Genomic DNA, 26249 nt, shown 5'->3' on the forward strand with positions numbered 1-26249 from the left:
GTTAATTGTTTATTCGGTTATTTATAAATCTCTTAATTATTACAAAATTTATCTATTAAATCATAGGCACGATTATCACCTTTTTCTCCTGCTACACTCCAATCTGAACAAGCGCCATTTGCATCGTCTAGGAAATTATATTTTAAAATGCCTCTGTGATAATACGCATATTTACTATTAAATGATTCAGTCAATATATTATAATCTGCTAAAGCTCCGCGATAGTCATTTAGAGATTCTTTAGCAAACGCTCTTTTTTGATAAACCTCTTCAACTTCGTAATGTTGCATAATCCCTTGATTATTTATTGCAATTGTAAATAGCTCTATAGCTTTAGAATATTCTTCATCTTCTAATTTCATCTTACCCATCAACACTGTAGCTCTAGAAAATCCTGGGCAACTTAAGATTGCTTCATTACATAATCTATAAGCCCCATTGAAATCTTTAGATTCATACTTGCTATATGCTATTCTAACTAGACTATCCGCAGTATTTATCCTTTTTGACTCAAACTCTTCTGGATCAAATTTCTTTTTACAAGCAATAATACCAATTAAAAAAAGAAATAAAAAAACTAAAATTGATTTATTTTTCATAGAAGGACATTAAGAATTATTCAATAGTCAATCAACTTTTCTAATGTTTTTAATATCAAATAAATTAAAGCTATTTATTTCGCCTTTAGAATCCTCAAATTTAATAAATATTGGAAGAGTAGAAGATTTAGAAACATCTCCATAGCCAACAATAACCCCCTCTATTTCTCTAGAATTAATTGAGTTATCGATTTCAAGAATAACTGGAATATTCATAATTTCCGAAATGTCTTCTATTGTATAGCTTAAAAGATGTTTAAACATTGTATAAAGGTTTAATTAAAATGAACTAAGCATCAATATTTGCATAAACTGCATTCTTCTCAATGAATTCTCTTCTTGGCGGTACCTCATCACCCATTAACATAGAGAAAACTCTATCGGCTTCCGCCAAACTGTCAATAGTTACCTGACGCAACGTTCTGAAACTTGGATCCATTGTGGTTTCCCATAATTGCTCCGCGTTCATCTCTCCAAGACCTTTATAACGTTGAATTCCTGCGCTTCCGCCCATTCTTTCATTCGCTTGATCACGTTGCACGTCATTCCAAGCATATTCTTTCTTGTTTCCTTTTTTAACTAAATACAAAGGTGGTGCGGCAATATATACGTGACCTTCTTCGATTAATTCTTTCATGAACCTAAAGAAGAACGTTAAGATTAAAGTAGAAATGTGACTACCATCGACATCGGCATCACACATAATAATTACTTTATGGTAGCGTAATTTTTCAATATTTAACGCTTTACTATCTTCGGCAGTTCCAATTGTAACACCAAGAGCCGTAAATATATTTCGAATCTCTTCGTTTTCAAAAACTTTATGATGCATTGCTTTTTCTACGTTCAAAATCTTACCACGCAGTGGCAAAATAGCTTGAAACGCACGGTCACGACCTTGTTTTGCAGTTCCACCTGCCGAATCTCCCTCGACAAGATACACTTCACATTTTGCAGGATCTTGCTCAGAACAATCCGATAGTTTCCCTGGCAAGCCACCGCCACCCATTACGGTTTTGCGCTGTACCATTTCACGCGCTTTTTTGGCTGCATGACGAGCCTGAGCTGCAAGAATTACTTTTTGAACAATGATACGAGCATCATTTGGATTTTCTTCCAAATAATTCTCAATCATTTCACTCACCGCTTGACTCACCGGCGAAACAACTTCTCTGTTCCCCAGTTTAGTTTTAGTTTGTCCCTCAAATTGTGGTTCAGCAACTTTTACCGAAATAATAGCCGTAAGACCTTCACGGAAGTCATCTCCTGAAATATCAAATTTCAGTTTATCTAACATTCCAGAAGCATCTGCATATTTCTTTAAAGATCTGGTAAGACCAGTTCTAAAACCTTGCAAGTGCGTTCCTCCTTCGTGTGTATTGATATTATTTACATAAGAGAAAATATTCTCTGTGTAGCTTGTGTTATAGATTAATGCAACCTCAACTGGAATTTCTCCTTTTTCATGATCCATAGAAATTACGTGTGCAATAATTGGCTCACGGTTCCCATCTAAATAACGAATGTATTCTTTTAAACCCTCATCAGAATGAAAGATTTCAGAAACAAAATTTCCGTCTTTATCTAATTCTCTTTTATCTGTAAATGTAATGGTGATTCCTTTATTCAAGTATGACAATTCACGCATACGTGCTGACAAAGTATCATAAGAATACTCTATTGTTTGCGTAAATATGCTTGGATCCGGATAAAAAGTAACGATCGTTCCTCTCTTAGATGTTTCTCCAATTTGCTTAACCGGATACAACGCTTTTCCTTTTTCGTACTCTTGCTCGTATACTTTTCCATCACTACTATGAACGGTAGCTCTCAAATGATTGGATAAAGCATTTACTACAGAAACCCCAACACCGTGAAGTCCTCCAGAAACTTTATATGAATCTTTATCAAATTTTCCTCCAGCTCCAATCTTGGTCATTACAACCTCCAATGCCGAAACTCCTTCTTTTTTATGAATTCCAACTGGAATACCACGTCCATTATCTTCAACAGAAATAGACCCATCTTCATTTATGTCAACTATTATGGTATCACAATGGCCTCCCATTGCCTCATCGATAGAGTTATCTACAACCTCATAAACTAAATGATGCAGTCCTCGAACACCTACATCTCCAATATACATCGACGGACGCATTCTTACGTGCTCCATTCCTTCTAATGCCTGAATACTATCCGCTGAATAATTGTCCTTCTTGATTTCTTCGCTCATATATTTTATTCTAAAAAAATGTAATTTTTGTCTAACACGCAAATATATAAAAACGCAAATTATATAACCGTTAAAATCAATTTTTAAGCAGTTAAGTTATTAACATATTGTTAGAAATTTCAATAGCAAAAATCAATTTCAATTGCAATATCAATGGCAATGACAAAAATCAATTTCAATAAAAACAACAAATTCCAAAACGAAACCTGTTATAAAAAAAAACAAATTTTCAAAACAAACATTTACATGCCGTCTTGAAAATTTAAATTAATATGATTGTCAATTACTTGCACCAAGCTACATCTTATGAATAAAATTTAACTGTTTTGCCATTTCGACGAAGGAGACTCGAACGAAGTGAACAGGTGAAACAAATCACATAACGAGAGCAACTAATGAGATTTCTCCTTCGTCGAAATGACAAAATCAAATGCATTGGCATTAAACGGACTGTCATAAAAAACAAAATCCCAAAAACAACATTAAAAATGTCGCTCCGGGAAATTTGCTAACTAATTCAAATTTAATCTGTCCTTGAAATTATTATTATTTTTAAATTGATTTTTGTCATTGCCATTGCCATTGCTATTGCTATTGAAATTGATTTTTTTTTTAAACCGTTGCTCCAGTTTTAGCAATTTCGGTATCCGCCTGAACGTGTGCCGCATTAGCTCTTCCGCTTGGATCTTGGTTTTCTTGCCATTTCGGAATCCACTTTCTAACCGTTTGCGCTGCACTTACTTGCGGATAATATTTATTAAATATAGATCTGTAAAAGTACGCTTCTTTAGTCGTTGGCGCATTGTATGGGAACTCTACTGCAGCTCCAGCTAATTGTTCATCCGTAACTTGAGAAGAACAATACTCAATCAATTGATCGATCCAGTTGTATCCTACTCCATCAGAAAACTGTTCTTTTTGTCTCCATAAAACCTCTGCAGGAAGATAAGGGTTGTCAGGGGTATCAAATGCTTTTCTTAAAATATATTTTTCTTTTCCATCGTACGTTTTAGGCATCTTTTCTTCTGCTTTGATACGAACTGCCATATCCAGGAAAGCTTTGTCTAAAAACGGAACTCTAGCCTCTAATCCATGAGCCATAGTCGATTTATCTGCTCTTAATAAATCGGCAGTAAATAATTTTTGAACTCTTTCGATGGTTTCTTTTTGGAAATCCTCTGTTGAAGGTGCATTTCTAAAATACAAATACCCCCCAAAAATCTCATCGGCTCCTTCACCGGAAAGCACCACTTTTATTCCCATATCAGTAATTGCTTTAGACAAGAAATACATTGGCGTACTTGCTCTTACTGAAGTCACATCATAGGTTTCTAAATGCCAAATCAATTTATCCAAGATTTTAATCCCTTCTTCTATTGTAAAGTGGATTTCATGATGCTCTGTTCCTAAATACTCTGCCACTTTTCTGGCTGCCGCTGCATCCGGAGCGTCAGCATCTAAACCAATAGAGAACGAATGTAATTTTTTACCGCTTTCCGCCAATAATCTAGAGGCTATTGCTGATGTCAATGAAGAATCCAATCCTCCTGAAAGCAACACTCCAATTGGCACATCGCTCATTAATCTTTTACGGGTCGCTTCAGTTAAAGTTTCCCTGATTAAATCCAAGTCTAAATCCTGATCCGCTTTTAAGTAGTCTTCGTATTCCGGTTTGTAATATTTTACAAAACCTGTTTTTTGAGTATAAAAATGTCCTGGAGGAAATGTAGAGAATGTTTTACATTGATCTGCAATAGGTTTCATTTCAGAGGAGAAATAAATTCTTCCTCTTTCATCCAAACCATAATACAACGGCTTCACTCCCATTGGGTCTCTACCGGCAATAAAATCATCACCATCAACTACCACAAAAGCCCAATCTCCATCCAACATGTTGCAAAAATCGTAACCAAACTCTTCGTACAAATGCACAATAACTTCTGAATCGGATTTAGTTCTAAAAGTATGTCCTTTCAAAACACCATCCCTTAACTCCTGATGATTGTAAACTTCTCCATTATGAATCATCCAAGCAGTTGAAGTTCCTTGAATTGGCTGTCTTCCTGAATGCAAATCGATGATAGACAAACGTTCATGACTTAAAATATGTCCGTTTTCTGTTACGTGTAAATCACTTTCATCCGGGCCACGGTGTGACATTCTTTTTGAAAGTGTTTTTACTAACTCTTCATCTTTTCCTTTTCCTATAATGGCTAATATTCCGCACATAACTATATATTTTAAATGTTTTGTTTATTTTGATAAGGCAAAGATGCGATACCAGTTACAAATACAAAACACAAACACACTATTTAGTTATAATTTAAAATCAAAAATTGATTTTTACAGTAAAAACGTAATTCAAACACCCGAAAATTAAAACATTCGATTACACTTGTAAATTATCAAAGGCTGACAATTCATTTATTTCACTTTGTTGCCTTTTAAATAGGTGTTTATTGGTTTCATTTTTACCATTTTATTTTCTTCCACTTTCATTAAATCCTGATCGTACATTACAAAATCAGCCCATTTACCTACTTCCAGACTTCCTTTTTCTTTTTCTTCGAAATTAGAATAAGCAGCCCAGATGGTCATCCCTCTTAAAGTTTCAGCTCTGGTTAAAGCATTTTCCATTTGAAAACCATCTTTTGGATATCCCTTGCTGTCTTTTCTGGCTACGGCTGCATGAAAGGTCAGCATCGGATTCACTTCTTCTACAGGAAAGTCCGTTCCTAAAGCTATCATCCTCGCTTTTTGAAGTAATTTTTTATAAGCATACGCATTTTTCAGTCTTCTTTTCCCCAATCTATCACCAGCCCAATACATATCGGATGTGGCATGTGTAGGTTGTACCGAAGGAATTATCCCAAATTTGAAATAATCAAAATCTTGTTCCCGCAAAACTTGGGCGTGCTCAATTTTCCATCTTCGGTCTTTTGTACCTGCTAGAACTTCGCCGTATATTTTAAGTATAACTGTATTTGCCGAATCGCCAATAGCATGCGAATTCAATTGAAAATTCGAAGCCGCTATTTGCTTTGCAACCGCTTTTAATTCCGAAACAGAAGACAACAAAGCACCATATTGTTCTGGCATGTCAGAATATGGTTTATGTAGGCATGCGCCACGGGAACCCAAAGCGCCATCTCCATACATTTTAAAAGAACGCACATTTAAATTATCCGTTTTATAAATTCCTTTTTTTAGATATAAATCGATGTTTTTTTGGTTTGCCGTAATCATAGCATATACATTAAGCTTTAAAATTTTTGCTTTTTGCAAACTATCTATTAAATGAATAATATCCGGATCTAATCCCGCATCATTTACAGTTGTCAATCCGTAATCAAACATTACTTTTTCGGCATCCAACAAAGCGGCAATTTGTATTTTACGGGTTGGTTTCGGAATTATTTTAGTGACTAATTCCATCGGATTGTCTATTAAAACCCCAGTTGGTTCACCATTAGCCATTTCAATCTGACCGCCAACAGCTTTCGTGTCTTTTGTAATTCCCGCTAATTTCAACGCTTTACTGTTAGCGATTATTGCATGCCCGTCTACTCTATTCAATACCACAGGAATGTCAGGAAACACAGCATCTAATTCTGCTTTTGTAGGATACTTTTTTACTTTCCAATCGTTTTGATCCCAGCCATTCCCAACAATAAATGTTGGATTTTTATCTTTTTGAAAAGCCTTTAAACGTGTAATTATTTCATCCATACTTTTGGTTCCGCGTAAATCCGCTTCCTGCAGACTTAATCCATAGCTATAAAAATGGCAATGCGCGTCAATCAAGCCCGGATAAATGAATTTCCCTTCGGCTTCTATCGTATTCTTAGATTCATATTTTTTGGCAATTTCACCATTGGTACCAATAGCCACAATTTCCCCCTTATCGATCGCCATAGCCGAAGCCGTCTCAAAGGAGTTATTGACCGAGTAAATAGTTGCATCTGTAATAATAGTATCAACCGAAATCTTATTTTTTTGATCACAGGAAATCAATAAAAATAAAGCAAAAAGAAGTGTAACTCGTTTCATAATAAACAGTTTAGTTGAGCTAATATAAAAAAGAAACCCGAACAACGGTGAATTATAAACGAATATTTAGAAAGAAGAAGCTTATAAAATGTCTTCGATAATGTATTTTGTAGTATTGATTTCGAAAGTAAATCCCACTTTGTTCCCCATCAATTTATTCCCAAAGGGGATTTACATTTAAATTGTAATTTAAAAGATGTAAAAGCAGAATCGAAGTCGAGGATTGTAAAATGGAACGCAGATGAGACGGATAAGCAACACGGATTATGACTGATTTTTTAAAGAAATTATCCTATTGCTTTGAAAAAATAAACAACTCCCATAATTATAAGCATTATAATCCCTACCCAATGTTTGAAGTTTCCAGCTTTTACTTGAAATTTATAAAGTTTATCCTTTTCGGTAACGTCCTTATGCCAAAGTTTATGAATTTTATAAAAAGCAAAAGCTGATATAAACCAAGAAAAACTGCATATTAAATACCAATAATCCATTTGTAAATTAGTTAATTTCTTCAATCAAATACTTCGTCCCATTAATCTCAAAAGTAAATCCGTTTGAATTTCCCATCAATTTATTTCCCAAAGGGGATTGCGGTGATAATGCAATAATATTGATGCCTTCAATACTAATTTTTGGAAGCGCCACACTCAGGTATAAATAAATCCCGTTTGCTTTTACTAAACTCCCCACAATAATTGTCTCAGCAATTGTAGCGGCATCAATTTTATCCAGAACTATTTTTTGATCCATCACTTCTCTCAATTTACGATTGAGTTTCTCTTGCTCAATGTGCATCATTGACAAAGCAGTTTCGTGTTTATCTCCTGCGGAGCCTTTGGCGTCGTTCTTCGAATCTTCAGTAAGGGCGACAATCATGTCTTTGAAAACATCGATTCTGTCCTGAACTAATTGCAGATAATGGGTATGTATTTTTTGTTTAAAAGTCATAAATATTTTGCCACGAAGGCGCTAAGTCACAAAGTTTTTTAATAAAAAAAGCGAAGATTGTTTTGCGTTTCGGCTCCCTCCCCTTCGGGGAGGGCTGGGGTGGGGATTTAAAAATCAAATTTATAGTTCACTCCCAGAATCACCTGAAAACCCTGAACTGGGTAATTCAACCATTTTTGGTAGGCATTATTAGTGATATTATTGGCTCTTGCAAAAGCAGTCAATCGGTCGCTGTATTTGAATCCAACATTTGCATTTACATCAAAATACGATTTTAAAGTTACAGGAGCAGCATTGGCAGGAAATAAAGTATTCACCTGAAAATCTTTTCGCTCGCCTACGTAAAACACATTTGCACCAGCGAACCATTTCTCCGTTATATTAAAATCAAGATTTGAATTTATTTTTATTGTTGGCAAATTCCAAGCTTCTTGCTGAAAATCATTGGTATAACTACTGAAAGTTCCGTTGATTCCAAAAGACACATCTTCAGAAAAATTAGCTTTTAATTCTCCATAAAAACGCAATGTTTTCATATCGTCATACACCACTTGAAAGGAATTTCCATACGCATAATCATCGTTACCCGTATTTTCATTATAATCATTGCTTCTAAACAAGGCTTTATTTCTTTCGTTTACATACGAAGCTTTAACATTATAACTCACATTGTTAGTTAGTTTCCCTTTTAATCCGGCAAAAACATCATACTGCTTGTCTGTCGGCGCAATATTCAATGTTGGCGATAAAAACGGGTTTTCATTGACAAAATCCATATATGAGTTTTGCTCTAAATTTCCTTCGGCTCCAGCATAGAAAATCATTAAATCGCCAACAACTTTGTAAGAAGCATTGAACTGCGGATACACTAAAAATTTATTATTGCTGTTTTCATTGTCCAAACTGTAAAACAAACCAGCCCCAATATTCAACGTCCAATCATCTTCCTGCATTACAAAACTAGGAACAACTCCAAAATTTGTAAAACCATATTTTATACGCTCTGTATTGGTATTTGAATAATTTTTCTTGAAACTACCACCAACATAATCTACAATTATATTTGTTTTTACAGCACTTTCCATTACATCAAATTCGACAATCGGTTTTGCATAAAAACGATTTTCAGAAGATCCTGAAGCATCCGAAAAATGGTTGTATTTCAGACTTGCTTTGTTCAAAATACTTTCGTTAAAGGCTACATTTCCGCCTAATGATATCGTACCGTAGGTTTGCTGAGGATTAATTCCGTTAATCAAAGTCACTCTGTCTTGAGGAGCCAAAGTACTGCCAAAATCAGCAGGTAATCCGTACCAATTATAAATTTGGTTTTGATACCCTAAATCCAGATTCCACGATACGTCTTTTTGATTGGAACCATACATCAAGTCTAGCGATGTATCATAAAAACCATCCTCTAATTTTACATTTTTGATTCCGCCCTCAGACGAATGATGACGAAACATTCCGCCAACATAATCCGTATTATTAATATCATGATTTACGAATAATTCCCCAATAAAGGTTCCGTAATTCCCCACACCAAAAGTGGCGTAATTTTTAAACAAATGCGCTTGTTTTTCTTTCTCTACTCCTTCAGCTTTTCCTTTGGATGGTGTAAAAGTTGAGGCTACCGGAAAAGAGAAAATCGTGTATTTTATCTTTTCTTTTTTGGCATTTCCTTCCTCATCCAGTTCAGGAATTTCTTTTACTTTGAAAGCGTCCGAAATTTTTGGCGTATATGGTTTTACAACATTTACAGTTTCTGTGCCTATTTGCTCTTTCTTTTGTGCAAACGAAAATTGAAATACAATAAGTAACAGACTTATAATTATTTTATTTTGAAAATTGATTCTCATTTTTATTGTTGTTTTTTTTTTGATAAAAGAAGAAAGAAACAAGACTTTTCAAAATTGTCTAATTACTAACCTTTACTTATTTCTTGTCTCTTTTTTACTTTTTATTTATAACTCTTAACCTGTAATTTATACTTCCCATTCGCCTTTTGCAATGAATTGCGTTTCTCCTCCGATTTTTATAACAAAATGATTTTCAGTTAATTTTCCATCAAAATAAATTTGGGAAGCTCTGTTTATAAAATCTCCCTGATGATTGACAATTTTAATTTCTGGTGAATAATATTTTAAAAGAAAAGCCTGTAAACAAGTACTGGCACTTCCCGTTGCTGCATCTTCAATAAGTTGATTGTTTTCAATACATAGCATTCTGCTAATTAGTTTTGCATCTTCTAAACAATAAAAATACAAAGCCCTATGATTTGTTTTACAGTGTGTATGCAACCATTCGTTCATTTTATCCTTGTCAAGAATTAAATTCTCCAATGCTTTTTTATTTTTCAGAGGAACAATTACAAAGGCGCTTCCGGTACTTACTTCCTGAATGGGAAATTCATCATCAAAATCAGCACTGCTTAAATTACTGAAGGATAAAAAACCTTCTGCTGAAAAAGTATCCAAAAACTGGGGTTGAGCAGCCTGCAACCAAACCAAATCTCCCGATTGATGAATTGGAATTTCGCCAATTGGAACCGATAACGTAATCTTTTCGGGTTGATTTTCAAATATTCTGTTCATCAAAACCCAAGAAGTTCCTATGATTGGATGTCCCGCAAACTTCATTTCGTGCTCTGGAGTAAAAATTCTGATTTCCGCGACACTAATTTTTGGTTCAAGCTTAGTTATAAAGGTACTTTCCGCAAAGTTGATTTCACGGGCAATTTTTTGCATCTGTTCGTCACTTAAGGCATCAGCTCCTAAAAAAACAGCCAATTGATTGCCTGCATATTTTTTCTCTGTAAAAACATCAACGATGTAAAAAGATAGATTCATTCTCTTTGTTTTTTGGCTTTCGATTATTTTAAAAATTTCATGCCGATTCTTCTTGTTTTCTTAATCCAATTCCCAGACTTCTTTACTTGGTAATCGATGAATTTGTTTTGGATTCTTCCGCTTTTATAATATCCAATTCTTTTTGCGCATCAGAAACTACATCCGAAAAATCAGTGAAATTTTGAATTACATTTTCTAAAATATAGGTTGCTTGGTAACTGTCTTTCAATCCGTAAAAGTTTTTCGCCATTAAGACTAATCCTTTGGCTCCAAAATATTTATAGCTGGAATAATTCTTCGCTAATTTTTGAACTGCAGTATTGGAAGCTTCAAATTTTTCATCTTTATTTTTAAAATAAGCGTCATAATATAGGGCTTCGGCGGCTAATTCTCCTTTGGCAATCGTCATTAATTTTGCGTAAGCAACTTTCGCTTTTGCTTCATCACCCGTTTCAATTGCCGCACGTGCAATGATTATTTGCGCATCACTTTTTACCTTATCATCCGTTTTAGGATTCATCAAAACCTTCTCGGCATAAATACCTGAATTCGGATAATCTTTCTTATCGTAATACAATTTCATCAAGTTCGATTGTGCAAATGTTTTATTCTGAGAAAGATCCGCTTCGTTTTCTAAACGGGATAAAACCGGAATTGCTTTCTCATACTCTTTGTTTTTAAGAAAAATTTGAGCCAATCTTGATAACGATTGTTCTGTGAATTCACTTCTGGATTGTGCAACTACATACTCATAATTAGGAATCGATTTGCTCTCTGATCCTTCAGAAAAATACAATTGAGCAAGGTAATAATTAGCCTGCAAAGCATGTATTCCTCGAGGAAATTGGCTTACATAACTATTAAATCCTGCAATAGCCTGCTTGGCATTATTTTGTTGAAATTGTTTTTCAGCAGCTTCATACGTGTCATTATCCAATTCTGCATCTGTTACAGCAACAAAATCCAATGTACGAACCCAAGTTGCATATTCATCTACTCTCCCATTGTCCACATAAATCAATCGAGCGGTGGCTACAGCTTCTAAAGCCTCCGGAGTTCTAGGGAAATCAGCAGCAACTTTTTTAAATTTCAACAATGCCTGATCGTCTTTATCCGTGTTATAATACACTAATCCCTGACGCAAAATAGATCTGGAAGTGAAAGATCCTTTTTTAAATTCAGTATTTAATCGGTCATACGTTTTTACGGCAAGGTCATTTTTATTCTCGGCAACATAGGCATTGGCAAGTTCAAAAAGCGCATCGTCTCTGTACTCTGATTTTGGATACAATTGTAAAAAAGCGTTTAATTCCTCTATTTTCTTATCGTTTTTAGCAATAAATCCGTAGCAAATCGCTTTTTGAAAATAGGCATAATCCGCGTCTTCACTTTTGGATTCTATGACTTTAATATACGCATCCATAGCCGGACCGTATTTTGAAGTTACAAAACGGCAATCCGCTAAACGCAAATACGAATCATTCAAACGTACTTTATCCGAAGGTGCTTTTTCTATTTGGTTTTGGAAATAATTACCCGCTTGCTCGTATTCTTTCAATTTGAAATACGTGTAAGCAATATTGTAATTACTATTTTTAAATTCTGGTGTTGTTGCTGCTTGGTTTGAACCAATGAATTGCTTGAAACTTAATAACGCCCCTTTGAAATCATTCAAAACATATTCCGTTTCTCCTTGCCAGAAAGTAGCACGAGCAGTAAAAACAGCATCTTTTTGTTCACTTATGGATTTCGTGAACATTTTCAATGCTTCTGGATAATTTCCATCCGTGTATAATTCTAAACCTCTATAAAAAAGTACTTTTTGGTAGGCTAATTTATTTTCTGGTGATTTATTTTTTTCCAATAAAACTAAGGCTTCTTTGTAGTTTTTAGAAGAAATATAAGAATCTATCAGTAATTTTTCAACCACTGAACGGCTTGCATTATCCGGATATTTTTTCAAAAAAGCCTGTAAAACCGCCGGAACACTTTGATATGAATTCCCTAATTCATAACTTAATTTGGCATAATTTAAACTGGCATCTTCTTGGATGGCCAAATCAAACTCCATTTCAGAAGCATTTTTGAAAGCATTCAAAGCTTGTTGTTTTTTATCAGTATTGAGGTAACTTTCTCCCAAATGATAATACGCATTTTGCGCTACAAAATCTTTCCCTCCGATTATTTTATTAAACTGAGAAATCGCGTTTTCGTAGTCTTTTTGTTTGTAATACGCATATCCCAATTGATAAAAATCCGTATTATTCCACCTTCCTTTTTTCCCTTTATAATCTACTAAATATGGAATTGCTTTATCATATTGCTTCAAATTGAAGTAGCTTTCGCCAATGATTTTATTCAGTTCAGATTTTTCTAAAGGACTTGATTTAGCCATTGCTTTCTGTCCTAAATCAATAGCTTTTTGGAAATTACCCAACTTAAAATTCATATCAGCCTGATAATATGAAAGCTTTTCTTTGTACTTTTCTTCGCCTGAAACTTCATCAAAATATTTTGTAGCTTGCTTGTAATCATCGCCTTCATATGCCATAAAACCTAAATAATATTTGGCTTGAGAACCATATTCGGCAGAGTTAACGACTTTATTCAAATAGACTGTGGCCTCCTTTTTCTTTTTGGCATTAAAAAAACTATAGCCTTTCTGGAAGTTGAATTTATCTTGGTCATTTCTGCTTAAACTGCTTTCGTCCACTTTATCAAACCATTGCAGCGCTTGTGGATAATTCCCTTGGTTAAAATGATAATGTGCCACCTCAATGTACGCTTGATTTTGTTTTACGCTCGTAGGATAGTCCGAAACAAATTGCTCCATCAATGCATCAGCATTCGCTTGATTGGTTCGAATGGCACAATTAGCGGCATAATACGCACAATCTGATTTCAATTCTTCAGTAGTCGCCGTTTCCTTTACTTTATTAAAAATTAGTTGCGCCGATGCATATTGCGCGTCTTTAAATAAAGAAACCGCTTTATTAAAATCTTTCGAATCGTGCGTGTAAATGGTTGATTTTTGTGCCGAAATAGTGGCCGTTATAATAAAAATTGGGATAAAGAAGAGCCAAGAAATTTTACGCATTGGTGTTTTATTTTAATAATTCAAATGTATCATATTCTGAACTCTATAACGAATCGTTATTGGCTTTTATTATGAACATTTTTTTTAACACCGTAGAATTTAACTTTATTCATCCCTTTAAACTCCGCTACTTTGACATATTATTTATAATTTTTGTAATTCTGTCTAATACAACAGAATTTATTTTGAATAGAACCGTTATCTTCTTACTTTTACCCAATAAACAAATGCAAATTATGTCACAATCCGTACTGTCTTTAAAAAATGTAAATATTTATCAAGAAGGAAAATCTATTTTAACAGAGGTAAACTTGGAGGTAAAACACGGTGAATTCCTTTACATCATTGGAAAAACAGGCTCTGGAAAAAGTAGTTTAATGAAAACTTTATATGCTGATTTACCTTTAACAGAAGGAGAAGGAAACATTGTAGATTTTGACTTAGCCACTTTAAAAGAAGATGATATTCCGTTTTTGAGAAGAAAGATTGGAATCGTTTTTCAAGATTTCAAATTACTACCGGACAGAACCGTAAAAGACAATATGTTATTTGTTCTAAAAGCTACAGGCTGGATTGACAATGACGAAATGCAACGAAAAATTGATGAAGTTTTAGACAAAGTAGGCATGAAAGAATTTGGCAATAAAATGCCGCATCAACTTTCAGGTGGCGAACAACAGCGTGTTGCCATTGCCAGAGCTTTACTGAACGACCCCGAATTAATCCTTGCTGATGAACCAACAGGAAACCTTGATCCACAAACCAGTGCCGAAGTTTTAGAAGTATTAAAAAGCATCAATGCTAACGGAAAAACCATTATTATGGCAACACACGATTATGCATTATTGATGAAATTCCCTTCAAAAACATTGAAATGTGAAGATGCAAAAATCTTTGAAGTGGTTCAGAGAACGGCATAATGCTTTCCATTCTTGTTCCAATATACAATTACAATGTTTATCCTCTTGTTCTAGAGCTGCATAAACAATGTATGGATTGCGGAATATCTTTTGAAATTCTATGTCAAGACGACGCTTCAAAATCAAGTTTGAATGCATGTAATGAAAATGTAAACGCATTATCAAATTGCAGTTTTGTCTCCTTAAAAGAAAATCTGGCACATCGTGAAAATAGAAATTCCCTTGCCGAACAAGCAAAATTTGATTATTTGCTTTTTATCGACGGGGACTCCATCATTATTCATGACAATTACATAAAAAAATACATTGAAAATCTTCATGATTTTGATGTTGTTTATGGCGGTAGGTTACATCCTGAAAAATGTCCTTCTGACAATCAAAAACTACGTTGGAAATACGGAAGATTTATTGAAGACAAATCTGCAGCAAACCGAAAGAAAAAACCATATCAATCGTTACTTTTTAATAATACCGTAATTAAAAAAGACTGTTTCAACAAAGTGAAATTTGACACAAACAGGAAGAAATATGGTCATGATGACACCCAGCTTTCGTATCAATTGAGTGTATTGCAAGCGAAAGTAAATCATATAGAAAACCCTGTTAAACATGGAGACATTGACAACAATTTGGTTTATCTGAATAAAACCAAAGAGTCTTTAGAAAATTTGATTTCCTTATACGAAGAAGAAAAAATTGATATTGAATTTGTAAGACTGATTCAATTGTATCATTTTTTAAAAAGAACAAAATCCACTTTTATTATTTCAAAAATGCATTCCGTTTTGGAAAAATATCTATCACAAAATTTGACCGAAAAGAATCCTAATTTATTTCTTTTTAATTGGTTTCGAGTTGGCTATTTATGCTCGATAAATCAGAAAAATTAATTCTTTTTGATTCCAATAAATAATTGATTCCAAGTTTCCATAATAGCATCGATATGGTATTTTTCGCTGGCTAATTTTGCCTTTTTTCCCATTTCTCTTCTTACTGTCGCATTTTCGATTAAAGTCTCTATTGCTTTTACATAATCTGATTCGTTGCCGTTTTCAATCAAAAAACCGTCTTCTTTTTGAGAAATTATTCCTCTTGGTCCACACGGACAATCATAAGCAACACAAGTCAATCCGGAAGCCATTGCCTCAATTAAAACCATTCCAAAACCTTCAAATCGAGACGTCATTAGATAAAATGAAGCTTCTAAATATTTTTTATCAATATCCTGAACCGGTTCATAAAAAACAACATTGTCAGAAACGCTCAGATTTTCAGCTAACAATCGTAAATTAATATTTTCAGATGATTTTCCATAAATTTCCAATATCCAGTCCGGGTGTTTAGCAACCGCTTTTTTCCAGATTTGTAACATTCTGTCAAATCCTTTTTCATACGTATGCCGACCAACAGCAATGACTTTTTTATTTACTAAAGCACTGGATTTTTCAAAAGTAAACCACAAGGGATTTGGAATGACAATTGCATTATTTATTTTCCATTCTGCAATGCTTTCGCTCGTCACAACAACAAATCGATCGTATTTCTTTATTCCTATTTTTTTAAAAAAATGAAGAAAACCAGATTTAACTTTCGTCAAAAAATCATTGTTTAATTCTCTTTCTTCAATAAACTTGGAGCTGTGCATTTCTAAAATAAGTGGAACTTTATTTTTTAAAATAAAAGGAATCAAATATGCTTTTAGACCATTATCACAAACAACAATAACATCGGGTTGAATTGCTTTAATTTTACTTTTTAACCCTTTCGCAAAAGAATTAAAAAACTGAAAGACATTTCCTTTCAATAGTAAATCGTGAAAAATAATATTGGAATTAAAAGAATAAAACAAAGGAAAAAATCCCTCGTTTTGAGTCAGAATATGAACTTCATATCCTAATTTTTCAACAAGATAATTGGCTTTTACAGAAAGTACTCGAGCTACACCTCCTTCGTTATTTATGTTGGGAACAATGTATAAAAGTTTCATTTTTTTGAATCCAAAAATGCATTAAAATCCCGAATATAATCGGCTTCTTCAAAAACATCCGATGCCAAAACTAAACAAACTGCTCCTGATGAAAAGTTTTGCAATTCTCTCCAAATACCCGTTGGAATATACAATCCAATATTGGGTTTGTTCAATAGAAATGACTTTTTTTCAGTTCCATCATTAAGAACAACTTCAAAACTTCCGCTCAAAGCAATTAACACTACGCTTTGACTGATATGCGAATGTCCGCCTCTAAAAGAATTGCTTGGCACATCAAAAAGATAATACACCCGCTTAAATTCAAATGGCAAAACATCCTCTTGAATAAATGCCAGATTCCCACGCATATCTTCCACAACAGGGATTTTTAACAATTGTATGGCGTTAAGAGTTGTTTTCATTTAGTAATTTGTAAAAAAGCTTCTTTTCCTTTGTTTGCGCTTTTTAGTGCTGCAAAAACTTGGTTTATTTTAATTTTGTTTTGTTTAATATCAAAAAAAAGTTTCATAAAAACCCCTTTAAAATAACCATCATTTGAAACTCTGGTCAAGAAAGCACCTTGTATATAATATCTTTGTTCAAAATTTAATTTATCATCTGTTGAAATCGACGGATGACTTGTTATAAGCTTAGGTACAATGATTATACTTTTATTTTGCTTCTTCCAATCCGACAAAAAAATAGCTTCTTCTCCCATCATGAATGGACTTCCAAGGCCAAAATTAGTATCAAACTTACTATTTAATTGATTTAATACCGTTTTTTTTAAACTTATTTCAATGGATAAAATATTAAAAATATCTAGATTATTTAGTTGCAATTTTGTTTGAGAAGGATATTTTTTAAATAAGAAACCATTAGAATCTTCTATTGCAAAACAAATACTGGCTGCCTCAGGATAATTGTTGTGGGCTTCAAGAATGCTGCTTTCAAAATCTTCCTTGAAAATTTCATCGTCATCCGCTATTAAGATAATTTTCCCTTTTGCATTTTGCAAGCCTAAATTCCTGCTTTTCGATAACCCTTTTTCAAATGAATTTACAACTCTAATGGAAGGAAAATCTGAAACTAATAGTTTATTCTCTAGGGTTTGATTGATAATTAAAATTGAAAATTCTGAAAAATGACAGAAAGGAAAGATAGGAATCAAAAAATCCAAAGAATCTCTATTCATCGTAGCCATTACTATTTCAAGATCTCCTTTTTTAAATTCTTTTATCAATTTGTTATTATATTTACACAAATATAAATAATTCAGCTTTGTAAATGAAAATACTTTTGATTGGCGAATACAGTCGATTGCATAATTCTTTAAAAGAAGGATTGATAGCGCTGGGACATGAAGTAATTTTGTTGTCATCGGGAGATCATTTCAAAAAATTCGATACTGATTATTCATTTCATTCCGCCTTTTTATCTGGGTATTGGTTGCCTCTAAAAATCAAAAATGTCTTTTATAAACTCACGGGTGTCAATTTAGAGAAAGCAGAAAGAGGACTTCGCTTTTTCCTTTTATTACCACAATTAAAGAACTTTGATCACGTACAGCTCATTAATTCGGATGCAATTGAAACGTTTCCTTTTTTCTCTCGAATACTCTATAAAAAGGTATTCAAAAAAATTAAAAATCGGAGCTTATTAATCTGTGGTGATGAAACCACAGTTATTGATTATTTGCTCAAAAAAGAGTCTGATTACAGCATTCTGACTCCCTATTTCGAAGATAATTCATTAAAAAAACATTTTGAATATCCATTAAAGTACACCACAAAAAACTATCGAAAAACCTTTGACTGGTTGGTCGAAAACTGTCAAAACCTAATTGCCTCCGATTTAGATTATAAAATTCCGATGGAGAAAATGGGATACTCGGTTCATTTCATTCCAAATCCAGTTAACACTCGAAAAATTGAATTTGAAGAACAAAAAATTAATGATAAAATCGTTATTTTTATGGGAATAAATCGTTCTAGTTACATCAAAAAAGGGATTGTTTATTTTGAAAAAACATTGCAAATTATTCAGGAAAAATATGCTGAAAAAGTAGCAGTCATTATCACCGAAAACATCCCATATAACGATTATATAAATTTATACAATACCGCACAAATCGTATTAGATCAAATCTATGCTGACGATCAGGGCTACAATGCCTTGGAAGCCATGGCAAAAGGAAAAGTGGTATTTACTGGTGCCGAAAAAGAGTTTGTACAACATTATAATTTATCCGAAAAAGTAGCTATTAACGCTTTGCCTAATGTGGATTATTTAGTAAAAGAATTGTCATTTTTGATTGAAAATCCTAATGAGATTACAGCAATTGGCAAACGTGCCAGAGCATTTGTGGAGAAAGAACATGATTATATAAAAATCGCTAATCAATACTTAGAAACTTGGAATAAAGCTTACATTTTTATCTAAAAAACTAAAACAAACTCTTCCTGAAATAAACAACCAACACCAACAAATAAATAAAATTATCAAAAGCCTGAGCCATTACAACTCCCTGAATTCCAAATAAATTAACTAAATAAACACTTGAAAAGTACAAAACGAGAAGTGAAAACAACTCTGAAACTATAAATGCTACAGTTAATTTTTTTGCGAAAAACTGATACCCTAAAATCAAAGAAGCTACTTTTAAAACATCTCCTGCCAACTGCCAAAAAAATAAAGTTGTTACAGGTAGAAATGCATGGGTAAAAAGTAGATTAACGATAAAAAATCGCAAAAAATAAATCACCGTTAATACAATTATGAAAACGGGTAAAATACTTTTAAAATAACTCCAAAAAACACGTTTTGTGTCTTGATTGTTTTTGGCGACAGCCAATTTTGGCAAAAAATATACAGTCAAAATTGTGGTAACAAACAACATATAATACGTCGAAATGCGTGTCATTGTCTCCCAAAAACCGGCTTGTTCCAGTCCAACATTCTGGATAACATGATTCCTGATTAACAGATAAACCAAAGGCCCTAAAACTGTTGAAACCAAAGCCATTAAAGAATAAGACGATAGATTTTTCAGCACTTGATAATCAAACTGACGAAGCCGAATCGTTTTAAAAAAATTGATTTCTTTGTTTATGTAATAAAATGTCACAAAAAACAATAAAGCTGGAGAGAGTACTAACGACAGCAACGCACCTAGAGTTTTATAATTCAAAATCATACCGACAGATACTAATAACCCAATGGCACTTCCTATTATATTAACCCAAATAACTCCTTTGAATTGCCCTAGACCATTAAGTACAGACAACAAAAAAACAGAAATTGCGTACCAAGGCAAAGCTAAAGCCAGTACTTTGAAAACAATAGCATACTCAAAATTATTTCCAAATATTTGACTGTTCCAATAAGACGCAAAAAAATATAAAATGCCACTTAAAACAGTGGCAATACATACCAAACTAATAAAAACTGTGGTGATTATTTTTTTAAGCTCATTCTCATTTTTTTCGTTTTCAGCAACATATTTTATAATTCCGTTTTGAAAACCTAAAGTCGAAATACTTTCTAAAGAAGTTAAAAAATTTCTCAAGTTACCGACCAAAGCCATTCCGCTTGGACCAACAAAAACAGCCAATAATTTTGAAGTTATTAATCCAATTCCAATTTTTAAAATGACGCTTAAACTATTTAAAGACGAAATCTTAAACAGCAGTGTTTGGGAAATTTTTCTAATAAATTCCAATTTAATATTTATTTAAAACTGTAACAATAAAACTCACCTCATCCATTGTCAAAACAGGGCTTATAGGCAAACTCAACACTTCATTGTGTATCTTTTCGGTAATTGGAAAAGACAAATGATTCCATAATGATAACGCTTTTTGTTTGTGTGGCGGAACGGGATAATGTATTACCGTTTGAATACCATTTTGATGTAAATAGTCTTGTAAATCGATTCTGTTTTGTGTTCGAATGACAAACAAATGAAAAACATGATTAGATTGCTTTGTTCCTCGAAATGACACAGTTGGCAATATTATTTTATCGTTTTTAATTTCAGACAAATAGCGTTTGGCAATTGTTCTTCGCAGTTCGTTTTCAATATCTAAATTAGGTAATTTCACATTCAGGAAAGCCGCTTGCAATTCATCTAATCTTGAATTTACTCCAATGTAATCATTATAATACTTCGTTTCAGAACCGTAATTTCTAAGTGATTGAATAACTTTGGCTAATTCAGCATCATTTGTGGTAACTGCTCCTCCATCGCCCAAGGCTCCTAAATTTTTTCCAGGATAAAAACTATACGCTACGCTTGATTTTTGATTTTTGATTACTGATTCTTGATTTCTGATTGCTCCGTGAGCCTGAGCTGCATCTTCGATAACCAGCAAATCATTGGCAACGGTAATTTCATGTATCGCATCCATTTCTGCCAATTGTCCATAAAGATGAACTGCCAGAATCGCTTTGGTTTTTAAAGTAATCTTTTGTGAAATTAAATCGGGATTGATGTTGTAGGTTTCTAATTTTGGCTCGACCAAAACAGGAATTAAATCCGCTTGTAAAATAGCCAGAATACTCGCAATATAAGTATTGGCAGGAACAATAACTTCATCCCCTTTTTGCAGTTTCCCAAGTTGAATATATCCTTTAAAAATCAAAACTAAAGCGTCAAAACCATTTCCCGTCCCGATGCAATATTCTGTTCCGCAATAGTTAGCAAAACTGGTTTCAAATTCCTTTACTTCGTTCCCTAAAACATACCAACCATTAGCTAAAACCGATTTCAATTTTTCCTGAAAAGCGGTTTCATAGGGTTCGTTTATTTTTTTTAAATCAAGAAATGGAATCATTTGGTCAGCATATTTTTTGATTTAGTAAAAAAGGAATCTAGCTTAACATAATTAGCCGTTTTGACTTTATAAAAATCATGGACTATTGTACTGGCTCCGAAACTTTCTTTCCAATAAGACAATCCATCATTCAATAATTTTCCTTGCGCTTCATTAGAAATCCCAAAATCAAAAAATCGTTTATTGGCAAAAGCTTCCGTAATCAAAAAATGATATAAAAAATCTAAGCTTCCAAGATTCTCATCCTTTTCATATTTAGAAATGTATTGACAATGCGCAACCATTTCACTTTCGAAAACAGTAGTTCCTGCGACAATTTTATCGTTATAATACACATTAAACTGCCATATATTATTAGGAAAAAGGCTTTTCAAAAGATTCATTTCTGCAATAGAATGAATCGGTTTTGCTCTGTGTCTTTCATCTAAGTTTGGAATCAATATTTCATTCCAAAAAGATTCAAAATTAGTTTCTTCTTTAATGACTAATCCGCTTGCTTTTCCTTTTTGAACACCTCTTTTTCTAATTTTTGAAAAACTATTTTTCTGTGACAAATCAATCACAGACAAACTATCTCTTCTTACTAATTGGGCTTCCGCCAAAAACAAAGCATATTGAATTTCTTCGGCAGGTTTAGTATGATAAATAGATGGAATCGTTTTCAGATGCAGTTTCTCGATTTCATTGTCATTTAGAAACAACAAAACAGCCCTGAAAGCGGTAATTATAGTTCTCAATTTTGACTTATCATTATACACTAAACCACCATAAGTCAATCCCTGGTGCGAAAAAATTTCATTCCCAACTTTATTCGCTGGTATAACTCCAATCCATTTATCCTTATAAAAAACAATCAAGGAATTATCCTCGAATCGATCTTTGTGGTATTCCATAAAATCACGGTGAAATAAAAAGGTAGCGTTTTTGGCTTGACCTATAAAGGCATTCCAATTGGCATAATCGCTTTCCTGGTATTGTTTGACGGAATAATTTTTCACTATTTGATTTTAGACTTCGTGAAATTAAGCATTTTTTATTTATTCTCTAAAGGTGATAAATACCATTTGAATTTCACTGCCATCAAGCGTACCGTAATAATAACCAAAGAAGTTATTAGATATAAAACATCATTATCTAAATTCAATTTTTTTAGAATAAAAAAAACAATTCCACCCAAAATACAAATCGTTGCATAAATTTCTCTTCTGAAAATAACGGGGATTTCAGTACATAAAATATCACGGATTACACCTCCAAAACAAGCTGTCATGGTCCCTAAAGCTACGCAAATGACTGGATGAAGACCTATATTAATTCCTTTTTCAAGACCTATTAATGTAAAAACGCCTAATCCTATAGTATCAAATAAAAACAACGAAGTTCGTAATCGGTCGAATTTTTTTCGAAAAATAATGGCCAAAATAAATCCGATCACAATTACATAAACATAATTCAAATCACGCATCCATCCCACGGGGGTTCTACCAATCATCACATCACGCAACGTTCCGCCACCCACAGCCGTAACAAAAGCAATGATAAACACACCAAAAGGATCGAGCTTTTTATTCATTGCAGTCAATGCGCCTGACATAGCAAAAGCCAATGTGCCGATGATGTCTAATAAATAAAACATGATGTTTTTGTGGATTTAAAAATGGATAAAGTAAGAATGCTGTCTATTGAATATAATTCAGGCAAAATTAAAGAAAATACTCGTGTAACCAACTCATATTGTCTACATTTAATCCACGCCTGTTTCAGTAGATAAATATTCGAAACCAAATATAGAAAACTGAATTTTCTCTGTGTATCTTTGTTTCCTATAAATTAAATAGTTGTACCTCTTGAAACAAATCACTTCGATACAAAATCCATATATAAAATCTTTAGTGCAATTGCAGGAAAAAGCAAAAGCTCGTAAACAATCCGGAACCTTTTTAATTGAGGGAAAACGTGAAATTTCTATTGCCATCAAAGGAAGTTATGAAATGGAAACGCTGTTATTTTTACCTGAAATTTGTTCCGAAGCCGAAGTCCGTCAATTATCTAAAAATGCAGAATTGATAGAAATCAATAAAGAAGTCTATCAAAAACTGGCCTATCGGGATACCACCGAAGGAATTTTGGCTGTAGCCAAAACCAAATCGTTGCAATTAACTGATTTAAAATTATCTGAAAATCCATTAATTCTTATTGCCGAAGCACCGGAAAAGCCTGGAAATATCGGCGCTTTACTTCGTACTGCAGACGCTGCTAATCTCGACGCGGTAATTATTGCCAATCCAAAAAGCGATTTATACAATCCAAATATTGTGCGTTCCAGCGTAGGTTGTTTATTTACCAATCAAATTGCAACCGGAACAACATCAGAAATTATTGCCTTTTTGAAAGAAAGAAAAATCAATTTTTATTGTGCGACTTTACAAAACTCCACTTCCTATCACACGCAAGATTACACCACGCCAACCGCTTTGATTGTAGGGACGGAAGCCACAGGATTGACTGAAGAATGGAGAAAGGAAGCGACTCAAAATATTATTATTCCAATGCAAGGCGAGATCGATTCTATGAATGTTTCGGTTGCAGCCGCCATCTTGATTTTTGAAGCCAAAAGACAGAGAGGATTTTAGTCCCGAAAGCTTTCGGGAGCAGATTAACGATTTTTGATTTCAGATTTCAAAAAAAAGAAAATATAAATACTATGAAAAACAAATTATTCGTTGCAATAGCATTACTTTCAACCTCACTTTCTTTCGCACAAATCAGTTCGACTCACGTCGATGAATTAGTAGATCGTACGCTAAAAACATTCAATGTTCCCGGAATTGCCGTCGCCATCGTGAAAGACGGAAAGATTATTCATGCCAAAGGATATGGTGTAAAATCAATTTTAACTAATGAAAAAGTAGATGCAAATACCCTTTTTGGAATAGCATCGAACAGTAAAGCATTTACCAGCGCCGCATTGGCGATGTTAGTAGATGAAGGAAAAGTAAAATGGGATGATAAAGTGATTAAAAACCTTCCTAATTTCAAAATGTATAATGAGTATGTAACGAATGAATTTACGATTCGGGATTTATTGACACACCGCAGCGGATTGGGTCTTGGCGCAGGCGATTTAATGTGGTGGCCAGGAGGCAGCAATTTTACACCAAAAGATATTATTGAGAATTTACAATATTTGAAACCCGTTTCGGCATTTAGAACACAATACGATTATGACAATTTACTGTACATTGTTGCCGGAGAAGTAATTCGCGTAGCAAGCGGTTTGAGCTGGTGTGATTTTGTAGAACAACGCATGATGAAACCCTTAGAAATGAATAATAGTGCCGCTTCTTTTGTTCGATTGAAAGACACGACAAATATCATTGTACCTCATGTTCCTATTGATGGAAAACTCAAAGTAATCTCTAGATATAAAAACCAGATACTTGATCCCGCCGGAGGAATATACTCCAGTGTCAATGACATGAGTAAATGGATGATTATGCAATTGAACAACGGGAAATACGGTGCCGAAAACCAACAATTATTCTCCGAAAAAGAACATAATGAGATGTGGACTCCACAAACTATAATGCCTGTGACCACAAAACCACCTTACAACACTCATTTTCGTTCCTATGGATTGGGTTGGTATTTAACAGATGAAAAAGGATACAAACAAGTGAGACATTCTGGAAGCTTAGAAGGAATTGTCACTCTTGTTACCCTCCTTCCTGAACTGAATTTAGGAATTATAGTTTTGACCAACCAGCAATCAGGTGCCGCTTTTTATGCGATATCCAACACTATAAAAGACTCCTACTTGGGAATCAAATCGGATGATTATGTTACCGTTTATAGCAATAGAGTAAAAGCCAGCGAAGACTCTGCAGATAAAGTAACTGATGAAGTTTGGGCATTGGTTGCCGAAAACAAAAAAATAAATACCAAAATTGACTTCAACAATTACGTTGGTACATACAAAGACGTATGGTTTGGCGAAATTGTAATTAGCGAAAAGAAAGGAAAATTGTTTTTCGCCTCCAAGCGTTCTCCAAGACTTACAGGAGAATTATTCTTCTACAAAGAGAAAAACTTAGTCGTAAAATGGAACAATGCCTATTTTCATGCTGATGCTCATCTATTCTTTGAATATGATGCAGCCGGAAAAGCAATTGCAATCAAAATGAAACCGATTTCAGAATTAACCGACTTCAGTTACGATTTTCAGGATTTAGATTTCAAGAGAGTGAACAAATAATTACTGTCGACTACTATATTTTTAAAACAACAACAAACTATTTTATATCCAAAAAATGAATTTAGAAGAAAAAATTGCACACGCTGAAACCAGAATTTTCAAAACCGTTTTCCCAAGCACAACTAATCATTACGATACTTTATTTGGCGGAACTGCCATGTTGATGATGGATGAAGTAGCTTTTATAGCAGCCACCAGGTTTACCAGAAAAAGATGCGTAACCGTTTCATCTGACAGAATTGATTTTAAAAAGCCCATTCCTGCCGGAACAATTGTAGAACTTATAGGAAAAGTATCAAAAATAGGAAACACGAGTTTAGATGTGAAAGTGGAAATCTATATCGAGCAAATGTATAGCAATCATAGAGAAAAGGCCATAACAGGGAATTTTACTTTTGTTGCATTGGATGAAAACAAAAAGCCAATGCGCATTTTAGACAATAATGAACCAGTATAGATCCTTTATTATTTTCAAATCCTAAAATCTTCTT

The 26249-nt window shown here is 33.7% G+C and carries 22 protein-coding genes; 6 read left to right on the forward strand and 16 right to left on the reverse strand.

Features of this window, described 5'->3' with window-relative positions; translation table 11 throughout:
* Positions 1 to 32: 32 nt before the first annotated feature.
* The 9 genes from E0I26_RS13940 to E0I26_RS13980 all read right to left on the reverse strand — a co-directional run bounded on the left by E0I26_RS13940 (position 33) and on the right by E0I26_RS13980 (position 13779).
* Positions 33 to 599 (reverse strand): tetratricopeptide repeat protein, encoded by a 567-nt coding sequence (locus tag E0I26_RS13940; RefSeq protein WP_131917054.1) that lies wholly within the window; start codon positions 597 to 599, stop codon positions 33 to 35.
* A gap of 27 nt (positions 600 to 626) precedes the next feature.
* On the reverse strand, positions 627 to 863 hold the full coding sequence (locus E0I26_RS13945; RefSeq protein ID WP_131917055.1) for a hypothetical protein: 237 nt from the start codon (positions 861 to 863) through the stop codon (positions 627 to 629).
* Positions 864 to 888: 25 nt separating this feature from the next.
* Positions 889 to 2832: a DNA topoisomerase (ATP-hydrolyzing) subunit B gene (gene gyrB / locus E0I26_RS13950; protein WP_131917056.1), complete on the reverse strand. Its 1944-nt coding sequence runs from the start codon at positions 2830 to 2832 to the stop codon at positions 889 to 891.
* 612 nt (positions 2833 to 3444) lie between these two features.
* Positions 3445 to 5061, reverse strand: a complete 1617-nt coding sequence (gene asnB, locus E0I26_RS13955; protein ID WP_131917057.1) for an asparagine synthase B — start codon at positions 5059 to 5061, stop codon at positions 3445 to 3447.
* A 195-nt stretch (positions 5062 to 5256) separates the two neighbouring features.
* On the reverse strand, positions 5257 to 6882 hold the full coding sequence (locus tag E0I26_RS13960; protein WP_131917058.1) for an amidohydrolase: 1626 nt from the start codon (positions 6880 to 6882) through the stop codon (positions 5257 to 5259).
* A 501-nt stretch (positions 6883 to 7383) separates the two neighbouring features.
* Positions 7384 to 7833 carry a hypothetical protein gene (locus E0I26_RS13965; RefSeq protein WP_131917059.1) on the reverse strand — a complete coding sequence of 150 codons (450 nt, stop codon included), beginning with the start codon at positions 7831 to 7833 and terminating at the stop codon, positions 7384 to 7386.
* Positions 7834 to 7940: 107 nt separating this feature from the next.
* The gene (locus E0I26_RS13970; RefSeq protein WP_131917060.1) at positions 7941 to 9692 is read right to left on the reverse strand and encodes a TonB-dependent receptor; all 1752 of its coding nucleotides are present in this window, start codon (positions 9690 to 9692) and stop codon (positions 7941 to 7943) included.
* A gap of 126 nt (positions 9693 to 9818) precedes the next feature.
* The gene (locus E0I26_RS13975; RefSeq protein WP_131917061.1) at positions 9819 to 10682 is read right to left on the reverse strand and encodes a PhzF family phenazine biosynthesis protein; all 864 of its coding nucleotides are present in this window, start codon (positions 10680 to 10682) and stop codon (positions 9819 to 9821) included.
* Positions 10683 to 10764: 82 nt separating this feature from the next.
* Positions 10765 to 13779: a tetratricopeptide repeat protein gene (locus E0I26_RS13980; RefSeq protein WP_131917062.1), complete on the reverse strand. Its 3015-nt coding sequence runs from the start codon at positions 13777 to 13779 to the stop codon at positions 10765 to 10767.
* A gap of 236 nt (positions 13780 to 14015) precedes the next feature.
* Between E0I26_RS13980 and E0I26_RS13985 the strand changes: the two genes are divergently transcribed.
* Positions 14016 to 14699, forward strand: a complete 684-nt coding sequence (locus E0I26_RS13985) for a cell division ATP-binding protein FtsE (RefSeq protein ID WP_131917063.1) — start codon at positions 14016 to 14018, stop codon at positions 14697 to 14699.
* Positions 14699 to 15589 (forward strand): glycosyltransferase family 2 protein, encoded by an 891-nt coding sequence (locus E0I26_RS13990; protein ID WP_131917064.1) that lies wholly within the window; start codon positions 14699 to 14701, stop codon positions 15587 to 15589. The genes E0I26_RS13985 and E0I26_RS13990 overlap by 1 nt, the downstream gene beginning before the upstream one ends.
* Here the strand turns inward: E0I26_RS13990 and E0I26_RS13995 are convergent.
* Genes E0I26_RS13995 through E0I26_RS14005 form a run of 3 tightly spaced genes read right to left on the reverse strand, consistent with a single transcriptional unit; the run spans position 15586 to position 18049 of the window.
* A complete protein-coding gene (locus E0I26_RS13995; RefSeq protein WP_131917065.1) occupies positions 15586 to 16686 on the reverse strand; it encodes a glycosyltransferase family 4 protein in 1101 nt (366 codons plus the stop codon). The two genes, E0I26_RS13990 and E0I26_RS13995, sit on opposite strands and share 4 nt — an antisense overlap.
* Positions 16683 to 17090 (reverse strand): sugar 3,4-ketoisomerase, encoded by a 408-nt coding sequence (locus tag E0I26_RS14000; protein ID WP_131917066.1) that lies wholly within the window; start codon positions 17088 to 17090, stop codon positions 16683 to 16685. Before E0I26_RS14000 ends, E0I26_RS13995 begins: the two co-directional genes overlap by 4 nt.
* A complete protein-coding gene (locus E0I26_RS14005) occupies positions 17087 to 18049 on the reverse strand; it encodes a glycosyltransferase family A protein (protein WP_131917067.1) in 963 nt (320 codons plus the stop codon). Before E0I26_RS14005 ends, E0I26_RS14000 begins: the two co-directional genes overlap by 4 nt.
* Here E0I26_RS14005 and E0I26_RS14010 point away from each other — a divergent pair.
* On the forward strand, positions 18013 to 19110 hold the full coding sequence (locus E0I26_RS14010; protein WP_235831777.1) for a glycosyltransferase: 1098 nt from the start codon (positions 18013 to 18015) through the stop codon (positions 19108 to 19110). The genes E0I26_RS14005 and E0I26_RS14010 overlap by 37 nt on opposite strands.
* A gap of 4 nt (positions 19111 to 19114) precedes the next feature.
* On the opposite strand, the gene E0I26_RS14015 is transcribed toward E0I26_RS14010, so the two are convergent.
* Genes E0I26_RS14015 through E0I26_RS14030 form a run of 4 tightly spaced genes read right to left on the reverse strand, consistent with a single transcriptional unit; the run spans position 19115 to position 23139 of the window.
* Positions 19115 to 20389, reverse strand: coding sequence for an O-antigen translocase (locus E0I26_RS14015; protein ID WP_235831778.1), 1275 nt, complete (start codon positions 20387 to 20389; stop codon positions 19115 to 19117).
* 1 nt (position 20390) lies between these two features.
* Positions 20391 to 21503 (reverse strand): DegT/DnrJ/EryC1/StrS family aminotransferase, encoded by a 1113-nt coding sequence (locus E0I26_RS14020; protein ID WP_131917069.1) that lies wholly within the window; start codon positions 21501 to 21503, stop codon positions 20391 to 20393.
* Positions 21500 to 22501: a GNAT family N-acetyltransferase gene (locus tag E0I26_RS14025; protein ID WP_131917070.1), complete on the reverse strand. Its 1002-nt coding sequence runs from the start codon at positions 22499 to 22501 to the stop codon at positions 21500 to 21502. Before E0I26_RS14025 ends, E0I26_RS14020 begins: the two co-directional genes overlap by 4 nt.
* A 35-nt stretch (positions 22502 to 22536) precedes the next feature.
* Entirely contained in the window at positions 22537 to 23139 is a 603-nt protein-coding gene (locus tag E0I26_RS14030; protein WP_131917071.1) for a trimeric intracellular cation channel family protein, read from the reverse strand.
* Positions 23140 to 23350: 211 nt separating this feature from the next.
* On the opposite strand from E0I26_RS14030, the gene E0I26_RS14035 reads away from it, so the two are divergent.
* The 3 genes from E0I26_RS14035 to E0I26_RS14045 all read left to right on the forward strand — a co-directional run bounded on the left by E0I26_RS14035 (position 23351) and on the right by E0I26_RS14045 (position 26215).
* On the forward strand, positions 23351 to 24136 hold the full coding sequence (locus E0I26_RS14035) for a TrmH family RNA methyltransferase (protein ID WP_131917072.1): 786 nt from the start codon (positions 23351 to 23353) through the stop codon (positions 24134 to 24136).
* Between the two features lie 71 nt (positions 24137 to 24207).
* Positions 24208 to 25758: a serine hydrolase gene (locus E0I26_RS14040; RefSeq protein ID WP_131917073.1), complete on the forward strand. Its 1551-nt coding sequence runs from the start codon at positions 24208 to 24210 to the stop codon at positions 25756 to 25758.
* Between the two features lie 55 nt (positions 25759 to 25813).
* Positions 25814 to 26215: an acyl-CoA thioesterase gene (locus E0I26_RS14045; RefSeq protein ID WP_131917074.1), complete on the forward strand. Its 402-nt coding sequence runs from the start codon at positions 25814 to 25816 to the stop codon at positions 26213 to 26215.
* Positions 26216 to 26249 lie beyond the last annotated feature (34 nt).

It is taken from the genome of Flavobacterium rhamnosiphilum (assembly GCF_004349195.1).
GTDB classification, from domain to species: domain Bacteria; phylum Bacteroidota; class Bacteroidia; order Flavobacteriales; family Flavobacteriaceae; genus Flavobacterium; species Flavobacterium rhamnosiphilum.

What these genes read in the sequence shown, in the direction of transcription:
- E0I26_RS13945 (WP_131917055.1), bottom strand. Translation starts at nt 863, where the DNA reads ATGTTTAAACATCTTTTAAGCTATACAATAGAAGACATTTCGGAAATT.
- E0I26_RS14020 (WP_131917069.1), bottom strand. Translation starts at nt 21,503, where the DNA reads ATGATTCCATTTCTTGATTTAAAAAAAATAAACGAACCCTATGAAACC.
- E0I26_RS13965 (WP_131917059.1), bottom strand. Translation starts at nt 7,833, where the DNA reads ATGACTTTTAAACAAAAAATACATACCCATTATCTGCAATTAGTTCAG.
- E0I26_RS13960 (WP_131917058.1), bottom strand. Translation starts at nt 6,882, where the DNA reads ATGAAACGAGTTACACTTCTTTTTGCTTTATTTTTATTGATTTCCTGT.
- E0I26_RS13985 (WP_131917063.1), top strand. Translation starts at nt 14,016, where the DNA reads ATGTCACAATCCGTACTGTCTTTAAAAAATGTAAATATTTATCAAGAA.
- gyrB (WP_131917056.1), bottom strand. Translation starts at nt 2,832, where the DNA reads ATGAGCGAAGAAATCAAGAAGGACAATTATTCAGCGGATAGTATTCAG.
- E0I26_RS13990 (WP_131917064.1), top strand. Translation starts at nt 14,699, where the DNA reads ATGCTTTCCATTCTTGTTCCAATATACAATTACAATGTTTATCCTCTT.
- E0I26_RS13995 (WP_131917065.1), bottom strand. Translation starts at nt 16,686, where the DNA reads ATGAAACTTTTATACATTGTTCCCAACATAAATAACGAAGGAGGTGTA.
- E0I26_RS13980 (WP_131917062.1), bottom strand. Translation starts at nt 13,779, where the DNA reads ATGCGTAAAATTTCTTGGCTCTTCTTTATCCCAATTTTTATTATAACG.
- E0I26_RS13975 (WP_131917061.1), bottom strand. Translation starts at nt 10,682, where the DNA reads ATGAATCTATCTTTTTACATCGTTGATGTTTTTACAGAGAAAAAATAT.
- E0I26_RS14000 (WP_131917066.1), bottom strand. Translation starts at nt 17,090, where the DNA reads ATGAAAACAACTCTTAACGCCATACAATTGTTAAAAATCCCTGTTGTG.
- asnB (WP_131917057.1), bottom strand. Translation starts at nt 5,061, where the DNA reads ATGTGCGGAATATTAGCCATTATAGGAAAAGGAAAAGATGAAGAGTTA.
- E0I26_RS14030 (WP_131917071.1), bottom strand. Translation starts at nt 23,139, where the DNA reads ATGTTTTATTTATTAGACATCATCGGCACATTGGCTTTTGCTATGTCA.
- E0I26_RS13970 (WP_131917060.1), bottom strand. Translation starts at nt 9,692, where the DNA reads ATGAGAATCAATTTTCAAAATAAAATAATTATAAGTCTGTTACTTATT.
- E0I26_RS14040 (WP_131917073.1), top strand. Translation starts at nt 24,208, where the DNA reads ATGAAAAACAAATTATTCGTTGCAATAGCATTACTTTCAACCTCACTT.
- E0I26_RS14045 (WP_131917074.1), top strand. Translation starts at nt 25,814, where the DNA reads ATGAATTTAGAAGAAAAAATTGCACACGCTGAAACCAGAATTTTCAAA.
- E0I26_RS14005 (WP_131917067.1), bottom strand. Translation starts at nt 18,049, where the DNA reads ATGACAACAAAATTACTTCATGTCCCAGCGCTATCAATCCTTCTTTTA.
- E0I26_RS13940 (WP_131917054.1), bottom strand. Translation starts at nt 599, where the DNA reads ATGAAAAATAAATCAATTTTAGTTTTTTTATTTCTTTTTTTAATTGGT.